General features: G+C 55.7%; 12 protein-coding genes and 1 other RNA gene. 4 read left to right on the forward strand and 9 right to left on the reverse strand.

Annotation, left to right across the window (positions count from 1 at the left end; all coding sequences use genetic code 11):
• Nucleotides 1–113 precede the first annotated feature (113 nt).
• Both Q0510_RS07870 and Q0510_RS07875 read left to right on the forward strand, forming a co-directional pair.
• Nucleotides 114–1,334, forward strand: coding sequence for a DUF4959 domain-containing protein (locus Q0510_RS07870; protein WP_298709832.1), 1,221 nt, complete (start codon nt 114–116; stop codon nt 1,332–1,334).
• Nucleotides 1,335–1,340: 6 nt separating this feature from the next.
• Nucleotides 1,341–2,036 carry a DUF4998 domain-containing protein gene (locus Q0510_RS07875; RefSeq protein ID WP_298709833.1) on the forward strand — a complete coding sequence of 232 codons (696 nt, stop codon included), beginning with the start codon at nt 1,341–1,343 and terminating at the stop codon, nt 2,034–2,036.
• Nucleotides 2,037–2,101: 65 nt separating this feature from the next.
• Here the strand turns inward: Q0510_RS07875 and rnpB are convergent.
• The 9 genes from rnpB to bioD form a co-directional block, all read right to left on the reverse strand.
• An RNA gene (rnpB, locus tag Q0510_RS07880) (RNase P RNA component class A) lies at nt 2,102–2,470 on the reverse strand.
• A 23-nt stretch (nt 2,471–2,493) separates the two neighbouring features.
• Nucleotides 2,494–3,513, reverse strand: a complete 1,020-nt coding sequence (locus Q0510_RS07885; RefSeq protein ID WP_298709835.1) for a Smr/MutS family protein — start codon at nt 3,511–3,513, stop codon at nt 2,494–2,496.
• A gap of 36 nt (nt 3,514–3,549) precedes the next feature.
• The gene (locus Q0510_RS07890) at nt 3,550–3,999 is read right to left on the reverse strand and encodes a DoxX family protein (RefSeq protein WP_298709837.1); all 450 of its coding nucleotides are present in this window, start codon (nt 3,997–3,999) and stop codon (nt 3,550–3,552) included.
• Nucleotides 4,000–4,154: 155 nt separating this feature from the next.
• Nucleotides 4,155–5,810, reverse strand: coding sequence for an amino acid permease (locus tag Q0510_RS07895; protein ID WP_298709838.1), 1,656 nt, complete (start codon nt 5,808–5,810; stop codon nt 4,155–4,157).
• A gap of 84 nt (nt 5,811–5,894) precedes the next feature.
• Nucleotides 5,895–6,866, reverse strand: coding sequence for a polyprenyl synthetase family protein (locus tag Q0510_RS07900; RefSeq protein WP_298709839.1), 972 nt, complete (start codon nt 6,864–6,866; stop codon nt 5,895–5,897).
• 1 nt (nt 6,867) lies between these two features.
• Nucleotides 6,868–8,940 (reverse strand): ribonuclease R, encoded by a 2,073-nt coding sequence (gene rnr / locus Q0510_RS07905; RefSeq protein WP_298709841.1) that lies wholly within the window; start codon nt 8,938–8,940, stop codon nt 6,868–6,870.
• A gap of 10 nt (nt 8,941–8,950) precedes the next feature.
• The gene (gene lpxK, locus Q0510_RS07910) at nt 8,951–10,054 is read right to left on the reverse strand and encodes a tetraacyldisaccharide 4'-kinase (RefSeq protein WP_298709843.1); all 1,104 of its coding nucleotides are present in this window, start codon (nt 10,052–10,054) and stop codon (nt 8,951–8,953) included.
• 4 nt (nt 10,055–10,058) lie between these two features.
• The gene (locus Q0510_RS07915) at nt 10,059–10,661 is read right to left on the reverse strand and encodes a 5-formyltetrahydrofolate cyclo-ligase (RefSeq protein WP_298709845.1); all 603 of its coding nucleotides are present in this window, start codon (nt 10,659–10,661) and stop codon (nt 10,059–10,061) included.
• Nucleotides 10,658–11,299 (reverse strand): dethiobiotin synthase, encoded by a 642-nt coding sequence (gene bioD / locus Q0510_RS07920; RefSeq protein WP_298709847.1) that lies wholly within the window; start codon nt 11,297–11,299, stop codon nt 10,658–10,660. Before bioD ends, Q0510_RS07915 begins: the two co-directional genes overlap by 4 nt.
• A gap of 63 nt (nt 11,300–11,362) precedes the next feature.
• Here bioD and Q0510_RS07925 point away from each other — a divergent pair, with 63 nt between their 5' ends.
• Nucleotides 11,363–12,721 carry a pyridoxal-phosphate dependent enzyme gene (locus Q0510_RS07925; protein WP_298709848.1) on the forward strand — a complete coding sequence of 453 codons (1,359 nt, stop codon included), beginning with the start codon at nt 11,363–11,365 and terminating at the stop codon, nt 12,719–12,721.
• A 3-nt stretch (nt 12,722–12,724) separates the two neighbouring features.
• Nucleotides 12,725–13,501, forward strand: coding sequence for a helical backbone metal receptor (locus Q0510_RS07930; RefSeq protein WP_298709849.1), 777 nt, complete (start codon nt 12,725–12,727; stop codon nt 13,499–13,501).
• Nucleotides 13,502–13,751 lie beyond the last annotated feature (250 nt).

A 13,751-nucleotide genomic window follows, 5' to 3' on the forward strand; every position in this document is an offset into this window, starting at 1 on the left:
CGTAAGGGATTATTTCTGGCCGTTGTCGGACGGCGCCATGGCCAACAATCCTAACCTGGTCCAAACGCTCTACTGGTAATCCATTCCATCAAATCAACTCAAATCAGCAACGTATGTTAAAAATACCCAAGCTCTATATACTGGCGACCGCGGCAACAGGGTGCCTTTTCTCCTGTACCAAACCGGTTAATTACAACGATCCCGTGTCGAACGACAAAACCAAGCCGGAAGCGGTTTCCAATATCAAAGTCGCGAATTTCAAAGGCGGTTCGTTCATCACCTACAGCCTGCCGAAAACGGAAAACCTGCTGTATGTAAAAGCGGATTATGTCATCAACGACGAGACTGGCAAAAAAAGGCAAACGAAATCCAGCTACTACAGCGATACCATCAAGGTGGAAGGATTTGCGGAAAAGAAGGAATACGAAGTGACGCTGACCGCCGTTACCCGTGCAAACGTGGAGTCCGACCCGGTGACCGTTAAAGTGCATCCCGATACGCCGGTGTACAAGCTCGTGGCCAAAAGCCTGCAGATCAGCGCCGATTTTGGCGGCGTCAACATTCAAACGAACAACGTCAACAAAAAACCGGTGGGCGCGATCGTGTTGTACAAGCCGGACGGCGCACCCAACTACTCCATCTACGAGCAACGTTTCAGCGATATCGAACAGGTGAGTTTCTCTTCCCGCGGGTTCGACACGCTGCCCAAACAGTTCGCCGTGTACATTACGGATCAGTGGGGGAACAATTCCGATACGGTGTACAGGACGATCAACCCCTTGTTCGAAGAGCAGCTGGATAAGAACAAATTCTTCGGCAACGCGCTGCCCAGCGACGGAAAGATAGGTTTCAGCTGGGTATTGACCAATCTCTGGGACGGCAACCACGGATCCGGGTGGCACACTGTGCAGGAATCGATGCCATTGCCCATCGTTGCCACGATCGGGTTGGGCGTATCGGCCAAACTAAGCCGCTTCAAACTGATCGGCAGGTCCGGATATGAGTTCGCACACGGGAATCCTAAAGTGTTTTCGATCTGGGGCTCTAACGTGGCCGCCCCGGCGGACGCGGTTTTGCCGGTATTTGCGGAAGAAGGCGCGGTGATCGGTGATTGGGTGAACCTTGGGAATTACACCTGGCCCGGCCCTCCCTCGGGCGCCAACCCCACCTCGCCCACCGCGGCCGACCGCGCAGTCTTTAACCAGGGCATGGAATTCAACGTTCCATTTTCGGCGCCCAAAACCCGGTTCTTCCGGATGGCCGTTTCCGAATCCTGGTCCGGCGCCACGATGGCCCACGCGATGGAAGTTTACATTTACGGTAACACAAACTAATCTCTGATGAAAACATATATCACCGCAATCATCGCCGCTGCTTTTCTGTTGGGCGGCTGTATGAAAGAAGCTTCGAACTTCCGGGAGCTCCTGGACGAACGCGAGATCACCTATCCCGGCCCCGTCAGCAATATTAAAATTTACCAGGGCAACCTGCGCGTCAAAATCCAGTGGAATCCAAGCCCCGATCCCAGCATCCACCAGTACATACTTTACTGGAACAACAAGGGCGATTCCCTGCTGATGCCCGCCGGCGGCGGCAAAACGTCCGATACCGTGAGCGCCGTCGTTTCCGGGCTCCTGGAATATGTGCAGAATTTCACGCTCTACACGGCGGATGCAAAAGGCAACCGTTCGATCGGGCAGTCCATTTCTGGTGTGAGGATGTACGGGCCGCTGTATAATTCATCGCTGACAAACCGGCTGCTGCGTGCTGAAACGCCGTATGATTCCACCGGCCCTGACCAGTACACACTGTATTTCGAGACAACCGATACCACGCTCGGCGCCGGCACCTCGCTTACCTACCTGGACGCAGGGCAACAACTGAAAACCGTTGTCGTGGACTCCCGGTCGGACCAGGCTGTAATAGACCAGGCGCCTGCCGGCACCAAAGTGGCGGTGCGGTCGTCTTACATACCGGTAAAAAACGCGATTGATACTTTCAGGGTTACGTACAGCGATACGTTAACGCTGAATTGATCAGGATTGATTTGAAAAAAGGAAGCCGGCACACAACGTTGCCGGCTTCCTTTTTCGTTTTTACGTCGCCCGGCGAGTTTGTAAGCCGGATTCTGTGCGGCCTGTAAACAGGCGCCGCTGTCATTTATCTGCGACGCACATCGCTGTGCGCCTGTATCTGCCTACCCTCGGTCATCAGGCGGGCCGCCTTCAATCGACCGTATACATGGCATTTCAGCACGCAAGGTTTACCCCCGGCAACGGTTGCCCGCAACCGGCGTGGGCTCTTACCCCACGTTTTCACCCTCACCCCGGATCGCTCCGTGGCAGTTATTCTCTGTGGCACTCTCTGTACGCCCGTTTCCGGGCGCCCCACCCGTTAGGTGGTGCGTTGCCCTGCGCTGTCCGGACTTTCCTTCCCCGCCGGAGCGGGAACGACAGCACCACTGCGCCGGGCGTCGTAAAACGAATGGCAAAATTACTTAAAAAATATCTCTGTTGCCCCGTATCCGTAGAAAGGATGGTACTGATTCACGAAGAACTTCACTTCGGGAATGGTTTTGAGGATATCATGGATCTCGTCGCGGAGCTTTCCGGAGCCTACGCCGTGGATCACGATCATGCTGTGCAGCCGCTGTGTGATGGCCAGGTCGATGTAATGCTGGAATTCGTTCAGCTGGATGGCGAGCATTTCCAGGTTGGAGAGGCTTTTCCAGTTGTCGGCCAGCCGTTCGATGTGGAGATCGATCTCGTAGCGCGCGTCCAGGCGCTCGGGAGATTTGAGCTGGCGGACGTCGGTCAGGGTGTTGAGTTTCTTCTTTTCCTGCGGGGTGAAGCCGAAGGAGTCGGTTTCCTGGCGCTGGGGGTATTTGAGGAAGAGCTCATATTCGATCGTCGCTTTTCCTTCTTCCCTCACCTTTTCCAGCTGCTGGAACAGTTGTTTCGCCTTTATTTTCCAGGTTTTATCGAACTGGGGGGCCAGGGTCAGGTCTGCTTCTTTGGGCGTGAATTTGAACTCGAAACGGGCTTTATCGTTAAGCTGGTCGAAGTTGAGGTCGGCCAGGTAGATATGTTGCTGCGCGGGGATTTCCTGCTTCAGTTCGAGGAACAGCGAGTTATTCAGCCAAATCTCGAAGCGATAGGTGTAGGCGCGGTTGGTTTCGTTGAGCAGGTGGAATTTGAGGGTGTCCACCACATCGTCCCAGCCGTCGTGGCTCCAGACGGGTAGCATGGTGAGGAAAACGCCTCTTTCCGGCTTGTTGACCTTCGGCTGGGGCTTTTCCCGCTTGATTTCCTCACCTGGCGTCCGCTTGGGCGGCAAAGGCGCCTGTTTCCGGGTGAAGCGGTGGAAATAGGGGAAATCGATCTGATCGAGGTACACGGGGAATTTGGTACCGCCGACTTCCACCATCACCATCTTATCGTTGATGATATCCAGCACGGTGCCTTCTTCCTTGGAATGGAGCAAAAGTATCTTATCGCCTACTGTATATTTCATAGCAGGCAAAATTAACAAAAGGCGCGCTTACTGCAATCAGGCGGTGCTTTTCTCCGGGTGGGTCCTCATGTATTCATCCACGGAAACCTTCCCGCTGCCCTCAACGAGGAACAGCAAAAGCCCCAGCAGCACGAGCACGGACAGGCTCAGCTCTGGATACACGCTGAAAAGATTGGTGGAAGAATTGATGAAAAATACCGCGCCGATGAGCACCGGGAGGTTGGCGATGACGCCCACGCGGGTGAGCAGCCCCAGTGCAATGAACAATCCGCCTACGGTGTGGGCAAAAACGATGTAGTGAGCCAGCCAGAACGATAACGCGGTAAGGAAAGGCTGTTCCGCGATCCGGGCCTTCAGCAGGTCGATGTTATCGACGAACTGGATGCCCTTCCACATGAGGAACAAACCTAACAGCATCCGCAATCCGTCTACCCATTTGGGATGGTGATTGTCACCCCATCGTTCAATACGCTGCAGGAGGTTCATAACGAAAGTTTTAGCGGTGAAAAGAACTCTTCCCTGAAGTTACGAATTTTCCATGCCTTTGGATGTAAATCCTTTGCCATGGCTGTTTCCATTCCTTTCAGCAAAAAAAGGCGGCCATTCCTGGCCGCCCTTGCATGTATCTGTTTTTCAGTGTGTTACGCTCTTTTAGCCGCTAATTTGCTTTTCCAGAAGCCATACATGAAATAAATGGCCAGTCCCACGGCCATCCAGCCAAAAAACACCACCCAGCTGCGGACCGGGATCTCGATCATGAGGTACAGGCAGCAAAGCATGCCCATTACGGGGATAAGCGACAGCCTTTTCCAGATGGTGAGCACGGTGATGAGGGTGGCCAGGATGTAGAAGATCACGAACAGCACGCGGTCGTGGTCCAGGGCGGCGATTCCCGCGAAGGATTCGGTGACGCGGTCCCAGAAGAACCAGGAGAACAAGCCGAACACGATGGGGATCACGAACAGGCCGTTGACGTAGGGAAGATTGAACTTCTTCTCTCCTTTCGGCACTTTCGGGAGCAGCAGCACGCCACCGCACACGAGCACGAAGGCAAACAGGGTGCCGATGCTGGTGAGGTCCGTCACGATACCGCTTTCCACGAACAGCGACGGGATAGCCACGATTACGCCGGTTATGATGGTGGAAAATGCGGGTGTGTGGTATTTGGGATGCACTTTCGCGAATTTCTTCGGCAGCAGTCCGTCGCGGCTCATGCTCATCCAGATGCGGGGCTGCCCGATCTGGAACACGAGGATCACGCTGGTGGCGGCGATCACGGCGCTGATGGAGATTACATACCCGATGGTGCGCATGTTCAGCTTATCGAACACATACGCCAGTGGATCGCTTACGTGCTGGAATTCCTTGTAATGCACCATGCCCGTTATCACCAGCGTGACAATCACGTAAATGATGGTGCAGATGATGAGGGAATAGATCATGGCGCGGGGCATATCGCGTTGGGGATTGGCGCTTTCCTCCGCCGTGGTGGAAATCGCGTCGAAGCCGATATAAGCGAAAAACACGGCCGAAACGCCCATCAGTACGCCATTAAACCCTTCGGGCATGAACGGCTGCCAGTTTTCGGTATTGATATGGAACACCCCGATGGCGATCACCGCCAGCAGCACCACGATCTTGAGCCCCACCATGAGGTTGGCGCTGCGCTTGCTTTCGTGGATGCCTACATACGCCAGGATGGTCACCAGGATCACGATGAGGAACGCGGGAATATTGAGGATCACGCGCCAGCTGCCGAGCATCGGCGCGGTATTCCAGGCTTCCGCCTTGGCGGGAGTGGCTGCGAATGCGGCTTTGGCGGTGTTGTAATCCGTAGCGAGCCAGGCAGGCAGGTGGATGCCGATGCCTTCCAGGACGTTGTTGAAATAACTGCTCCAGGAAATGGCCACCACGATGTTGCCGATGGAATATTCCAGAATCAGCGCCCAGCCGATGATCCAGGCGGCCATTTCGCCGAAAGTAACGTAGGAGTAGGTATAGGCGCTCCCGGCCACGGGCACCCTGGAAGCAAATTCCGCGTAGCAAAGCGCGGTAAAGCCACAGGTCACGGCGGTCAGGATAAACAGGAAAATCACCGCAGGCCCCCCGTTGTAAGCTGCCTGACCGATGGTGGAGAAGATCCCCGCCCCGATCACCGCCGCCACGCCCATCAGCGTGAGGTCGCGGACGGTCAGTACTTTCTTCAGGCTGCCTGAAGCGTGTACGTCGCCATCGCCGGCTTTTGCTTCGTTGAGGATGCTGGTCAGGGATTTTTTCCTGAAAAGCGAGTTAGACATTTGTTGCGTTTAAGGGTTGATATTAAAAAGCCGTTATGGACAGCAAAACTGTCAATAACGGCCAAATATAAAAATAATCCTTACTCAATGTTGCCGCACGAGGAGAAAATCCGCCAGTTCGCGCAAAGGCTGCTTGCGGCCCGAGATCACGGCAATAGCGTCCAGGTGCTCGTAAGCAATCTCCGAAAAGCGCTCTTTTTCCTTCTCCGCCCAGGCGTCTACCCGGCAATCGCGGAAGATCTGGAGCACGGTGGCCACCTTGTCGTCCGGGTTGCCCGCCAGCATTTCGTTCAGTTTCTGGCGCTGCGCGGGATTGCAGAGCTCCAGCGCTTTGAGGAGCAGGAACGTCTTTTTATTCACGAGGATGTCGCCGCCCTGCTGCTTGCCGAATTTATCGGGGTCGCCGAAGGCGTCAAGGTAATCGTCCTGGATCTGGAAGGCAATTCCGACGTTTTTACCGAATTCGTAGAGGTGTTGCTGGTTGCCTTCGCTACCGCCTCCGCAAATGCCACCCATCTGCAGGCTGGCGGCCAGCAGCACGGAGGTTTTCAGGGCGATCATGTTCACGTAATCGCCGTACTGCACGTTTTCCGGCGCGGTTTGCTCCATATCCATATCCAGCTGCTGCCCTTCGCATACTTCGCGGGCGGCACGGTTGAACACGGAAACGATTTTCGTGCGGTATTTGCCGGTGATCTTGTTCAGGTGCTCGTAGCTGTGGATGAGCATCACATCCCCCGCAAGAATAGCGGCGGAGTCGCTGTATTTGGTGTGGACGGTAGGCATGCCCCTGCGCAGGGGCGCCTTGTCCATAATATCGTCATGAATGAGCGTGAAGTTGTGGAACAGCTCCACCGCATTGGCTGCGTGGAACGCATCGGGCTCCAGGTCGGCGAACAGCTCGTTGCCCAGCAGGCAGAGCACCGGCCGGATGCGCTTCCCCCCGATCCCCAGGATATACTGCGCGGGATCGTACAGGTTGGCCGGGTGATCGGGAAATTGTCTTTGACTGAACTGTTGTTCGAATTGCGCTGATAATTCTTTGAATGAGTGCATCTTACTTCTTTTTCTTCCTTGATTTAGTTTGCGGCGCCTTGCCTGTCTTTTTACTTCCGTCCCTTCTGTCGGCTCTTTCACTCCTTTCGCTCCTGCCGCCCTTCTTCAGCGGCGGCAGATCGTCGCCTTCTTCCACCAGTTCATAATCGAGCTGCCGTTTGGGCAGGCTGGCGCCCACCACGCGGATGGTCACCTTATCCCCGATCCGGATGCGCCTGCCGGTCCGCAGGCCCACCAGGGCATAATCGGTTTCGGAATGCTTGTAGTCCTCACGCAGGCCATGAACGCTCACCAGCCCCTCGCACTTCGCGAACACGGTTTCCACCCAGAACCCGAAATGCGCGACGCCGGACACGATCCCTTCGAAGGTTTGCCCGACGAAGTCCTGCATATATTCGACCTGCTTATACTTATTGGCCGCCCTTTCGGCTTCCATGGCTTTGCGCTCCATGTCGGAGGAGTGCTTGCATCGTTTTTCGAGCTGCTTGTCGATTTTCGCTTCACCTTCCAGTACCTGCGCCAGGATGCGGTGCACCATCACGTCAGGGTACCGGCGGATGGGCGAGGTAAAGTGGCAGTAAAACGGGAACCCCAGCCCGTAGTGCCCGATATTGTCGGAAGTGTATACGGCCTTGGCCATGGTACGGATCCCGAGGGTTTCGAGCACATGCTGCTCCGGCTTTCCCTGTACCAGCGTCAGCATCTTGTTGAAGGATGTAGCGATGGTTTCGGGGCTCGTGGCGTCGAATTTATAGCCGAATTTACCTGCAAATACGGCAAAAACGTGCATTTTTTCTTCATCCGGCGTATCGTGGACCCGGTAAGGGAACGGAATGGGCTGATTATTGGCTTTCTGTTTGGAAACGTATTCCGCCACCGTGCGGTTTGCCAGCAGCATCAGCTCCTCGATCAGCTGGTGCGATTCGTCGCTCTGGTTCACCTTGACGCCGATCGGCTTCGCATTTTCATCCAGCTGGAAACGTACCTCCTGGCTGGAAAAATTAATGGCGCCCGCCTTGAAGCGCGCTGCCCGCAGCGTTTGTGACAATTTATTCAATAACAAAACCTCTTCAAAATAAGGCCCCTCGCCGGTCTGGATGATCTCCTGCACTTCTTCGTAAGTAAACCGGTGGCGCGAATGGATAATCGTGCGCCCCATCCAGTATTGCTTCACTTTCGCCTTGTCGTCCATCTGGAACACGCAGGAAAAACAAAGGTGGTCTTCATGCGGCCGCAGCGAGCACAATTCATTCGAGATCTTCTCCGGCAGCATGGGCAACACCCTGTCCGGCAGGTACACGGAAGTGGCGCGGTGCTCGGCTTCCTTGTCCAGCGCGGTGTTCGGTTGCACATAATGGCTTACGTCGGCGATATGCACCCCGATCTCCAGCATGCCGTTCTTCAACCGGCGGATGGAAATGGCGTCGTCGAAATCGCGGGCATCCACCGGGTCGATGGTAAACGTGAGTATTTTGCTGAAATCCTTCCTTCCTTCCCGGTCTTTAGCGCTCAGGTTGCCCGCTCCCGGCATGGCGGCGAGCTCGTCGAGCACGTCTTTGGGCCATTGCAGCGGGAAGCCGCTTTCCACGAGGATTTCCTTCATGGCCAGATCATTGGCGTTGGTGGCGTCGAGGATTTCGACGATTTCACCTACGGGTTTGCGGGTCTTTTCGCCCCAGGCCACGATTTTCACTACAGCGCGGTCGCCGTCTTTGGCGCCTTTCAGGGAATTTTCAGGAATGTAGATATCGGGGAGCCAGGCGCCCTTTTCGGGCACGAGGAAAGCGAATGTCTTGCTCAGCTGGATGGTGCCGGTAAATTCGGTCTTCTTACGGGTAAGCACGTCTGTCACGTGCCCTTCCATCCTGCCCATGCTTTTACCCTGGCGGATAACGTCGACCAGTACTTCGTCGCCGTCCAGGGCTGAATTGAGGTTTTTCTGTTTCACCATGATGTCGCTCGACAGGCCTTCCACTACCACGAAAGCCATCCCTGAGCGGGTGACGTCCACAATACCTTTATAGGTCTTCTTCTGGCTGCTGTTCTTCTGTTTCTTTTCTTTCTTTTTGGTCATTTACATGATTTTAGGGTTGCGGCGTTTGCCAACCGGGTGGCGTTTCGTCGGCCGCCAACAATGCATTTTCCGTGTATTCCATCACAAAACGGTCGAATCCGGCAGATTCCCCGAAAAGGAAAGCCACTTCCACCGGTATAACGGTAAAAGGCAGCTGCATGTTCGCGATGATGTCGCGCAGCAGGTTCAGCCGTACCGCGTCTTTTTCCGTAGTGATGATGTAAGCCGGCCCCTCGCCGTCCAGGTTATCCAGTTCCAGCCGGATTTTTTCCAGGTCGTTCCGGTTGTAATAATAGTGGTCGGGGAAAGACAGGAGGCTTACATTATTATGTCTTTGCCGCAAATGTTGTACCAGCGGTTCCGGCCGGGCGATCCCGCAGACAACCAGCACCTTCGCGTTCTCCGGGATGAGCACCGGCTCGCCGGTGAGCATTTCAGCCGGAACGCCGTACTGTAGCGTGGTAAAGTACAATTGCTGATGCGGCAATGGATTGATTTCCCGGCGGATATTTTCTTTTTCGGCGGCCGTCAGTCCGGCCGGACATTTCGACACGATGATCCCATCCGCCCGGTGATATCCCTTCCTCCCCTCACGCAGGCGCCCTGCCGGCACCACGTGGTCGCGGGTGAAAAGGCGGCTGTAATCCGTCACCATCAGGTTCAGGCCGGGTTTGATGGAGCGATGCTGAAAGGCGTCGTCCAGCAGGATAACCTCCGTTTCGGGCCGGTCGCCCATGAGCTGGGGCACCGCCAGCATGCGCTCTTCCCCGACGCAAACGGTCACTTCCGGGAATTTGCGGTGGAATTGCATGGGCTCGTCGCCAATGTCGGCAGCGGTGGTTTTGGGCCCTGCCAGCTGGTAGCCTTTCGTTTTGCGGTTGTAACCCCGGCTGAGCGTGGCCACGCGGTAACGTGCCTGCAGGAGCCGGATGAGGTATTCGACATGCGGCGTTTTGCCGGTGCCGCCCACGGAAAGGTTGCCCACGGCGATGGTGGGCACGCTGAATTCTACGGAAGTGAGCATGCCGGCGTCGTAGAGGCGGTTGCGGACCCAGAGCACCAGGCCGTACAGTAATGCGAAGGGATAGAGGAGAAAACTAAGATATTGCCACACGGGACTATTCATTTTTTGTGTCTGTAAAGTAATAAACCTTTTCCGGGGTTACCACGGAATGAAGGGGAACGTCGCCATCCCAGGCGTCGGCTACGGGTGCTTCGAGCGGACCGAAGAGGCTAAGCCCCACCGTTCGCACACCTGGCCGGCATTGGCGGAGGAAGCCGTCGTACATGCCTTTGCCATATCCTACGCGGTGGCCGGCAGCGTCGAAAGCGAGCAGCGGTACGAATACCACGTCGAGCTGCGCGGGCTGCACGGGTTCTCCGTTTTCGGGTTCGGGGATGCCCAGGGCGTTTTCGGCGAGTGTGGTGCCCGCCGTCCAGGCGAAATGTTGCATGTCGCCGGTGGCGATGAACGAGCGCGAAAGCACCAGCGTTGCTTCCGGGAAGCGTTCGCGGAGCTGATCGGCAAGTGGCCAGGTATCCACTTCATTCCTGGCCGCGATGGGCAGGAAAAGGTGTATGTATGCGGGATCGCCCAGGTCAAGGTGGCGGCATTGTTCCAGGAGCGCGTTGTTGAGTTGCCGGAATGCTTCGGGCGAAAGGGCTTTTCTTTTGGCCAGGTATGTTTTACGGATGGCTTGTTTGGCGGAATTAGTACTCATAGGCGGAGAAGTTCTTGTAACCTGGGGCGCATCAGTTCGGCCTGCAGGGCAACGAAACCGGGATCCGCCCGTTCCGCCTGCGGGATGCGGGTGATGAGGGGATATTGGCTCCAGGCCACCACATCGTCTTCGTTGGTATGATGATTGCCGCTGAAAATCCATCCGGTTACGTTGACGCCTGCGCTGCGTAGCGCCATGGCCGTGAGCAGGCTGTGATTGATGCTGCCGAGATAATTTTGCGCCACCACGATCACCTGCGCATCCAGCGCGCGGATCAGGTCGAGGAAAAAATAGTTGCCGTTCAGGGGAACCATCAGTCCGCCGGCGCCTTCGATCACCAAAGGTCTGCCTGGCTGCTGCAACCGCCGCGCATGATGGAGAATGAGGTCCTCCTGCACGATGATCCCTTCTTCCCGCGCCGCGAGGTGGGGCGATGCGGGCATCCGCAGCCGGTACAGCTCGTCATGAACAGTTACCTGCGGCGACGTGAGGGCGCGGACGGTTTCCGTATCCGTACCATCTTCCAACCCCGCCTGCACCGGTTTCCAGTACTGCGCGCCCAGCGCTTCCGCCACGCAGGCGGATGCCAGGGTTTTGCCCACGCCCGTACCAATTCCGGTGATGAAGATGTTGTTCATGGAAGCAAATATAAAGTATCATTCAAGCATTTACCTTAAATTCGTTACCCAAGACCCAAGATTATGAAGTATTGTGAAAATATCCTCGAAACGATCGGCCATACTCCATTGGTCAAATTACACCGCGTAACCGCCGGGCTCCCCTGCCCCGTTTTCGCCAAAGTCGAATCCTTCAACCCCGGCAACTCCATTAAAGACCGGATGGCCGTGCGGATGGTGGAAGAAGCCGAGCAGAAAGGGCTCCTCAAACCCGGCGGCACCATCATCGAGGGCACGTCGGGCAATACCGGCATGGGCCTGGCGCTGACGGCGGTCATCAAAGGATATAAATGCATTTTCACGACTACCGACAAACAATCGAAGGAAAAAGTGGACATACTCAAAGCCGTTGGTGCGGAAGTGATCGTGTGCCCGACCAACGTGCTGCCGGAAGACCCGCGGTCTTATTACAGCGTGTCGGCCCGGCTGGCGCGCGAAATCCCGAACAGTTTTTACGTCAATCAATACGACAACCTCGCCAACCGCGACGCGCATTATGAGCAAACGGGCCCTGAAATCTGGGAACAGACGGCAGGCAAGATCACCCACCTCGTGGTGGCCACCGGCACCGGCGGCACGATCACGGGAACCGGGAAATACCTCAAAGAACAAAATCCCGATGTACAGATATGGGCGGTGGACAGCTACGGCTCTCTGCTGAAAAAATATTTCGATACGGGTGAAATCGATATGAGCGAAGTGTATCCATATATCACTGAAGGCATCGGCGAAGATTTCGTGCCGAAGAATTACGACATGAGCGTGATCGACCACTTCGAAAAAGTGACGGATAAAGACGGCGCGGTGATGGCGAGAAGGATTTCGAAAGAAGAAGGGATCTTCGTGGGGTATTCCGCCGGCTCCGCCGTGGCAGGGCTTTTGCAGCTGAAAACGCGGCTGAAGGCGGATGATGTGGTGGTGGTCGTATTCCACGATCACGGTTCGCGGTATGTGGGGAAAGTTTATAATGACCAATGGATGATGGAACGCGGGTTCCTGGATGTAAAAACCGTGCGCGACGTGGTGAATGGCCGTCGCAACCTGCCGCTGGTAACGATTTCGCCGGATGACAAAGTGAGCGACGCCATCGGAAAAATGAAGAAATTCGACATCGAGCATTTGCCCGTGCTGCAGCAGGACGAGCTGATAGGCGCCATTTCAGAAGGCGGATTGTTCAACAAACTGATCGACCAGCCCGAGCTGAAAGAGCAGCCGGTACGCAATATCATGCAGAAAGCCTTTCCAATCGTAGCCATGGATACGCCTATTGAAAAGCTGACTGTCTACATCAATAAAGAAAACGGCGCCGTGCTCACGCAGGACGATTCCGGAAATTATCATATCGTGACCAAATACGACATTATCCAGGCGCTGGGGAATTAAGGCATGAAATATACAGATCAGATCGGGCATACGATTACGCTGGACGGCGTTCCGAAGCGAATCGTATCGGTGGTTCCCTCGCAAACGGAGTTGTTATATGACCTGGGTGTTGATGTTGTGGGCATCACGAAATTCTGCGTGCACCCGCAGCAATGGTTCCGGGAGAAAACGCGTATAGGCGGCACCAAGCAATTGCACATCGACAAGATCGCGGAACTTCAGCCCGATCTCATCATCGCCAATAAAGAAGAAAACGAAAAAAGCCAGATCGAAGCGCTGGCGCAGCAATTCCCCGTCTGGACCAGCGACATCCAGACGCTGGAGGGCTCACAGGAAATGATTTACGCGCTCGGCGAAATCCTCGATGTCCGGCGCGCCGCCGGCGAAATCGCGGGGCGCATTGCCGGAGGGTTTGCTTCCCTTCGCCCCCTCTACCCCGCCGTTCCTGCCGCTTATTTCATCTGGCGCGATCCCTGGATGGTGGCGGGCGGCGATACTTTTATCAACGATATGCTCCGGCGCTGCGGCCTGCGGAACGTATTCGCCGATCTTCCCCGTTACCCTTCCGTTACCCTGCCGCAACTGGCAGCAAGCGGGGTGAAACTGATCCTCCTCAGCAGCGAGCCCTATCCTTTCAAAACGAAACATATCGCCGAAATCCGGGAATTCGTGCCGGACGCGGAGATCGCGCTGGCCGACGGGGAGATGTTTTCCTGGTACGGCAGCAGGCTGGTGCATGCGCCGGCTTATTACAACGAGCTGCTGGATATTTACCGCTGATTCACTTGTACATGAATTTTTTCGTGCAGGCAACCGCTGCGCACAACCCGCCGTAACCTTTCCGGAACAACAGATTTAACAATGGAAAGAAGAGATTTTTTATCCGGCATGGGCGCCACGCTGGCGGTTATTTGTGCGGGCGGACTGGCCGCCTGCGGCGGGAAAGGCGATGATCCCGCTCCTTCGAACCCTCCCGGTGGCGGCGGTGGTGGTGGCGGCGGCGCGAAGCTGACCGTTAACCTGGCCAACG

This window comes from uncultured Chitinophaga sp., from assembly GCF_937874145.1.
Taxonomy (GTDB): Bacteria; Bacteroidota; Bacteroidia; order Chitinophagales; family Chitinophagaceae; genus Chitinophaga.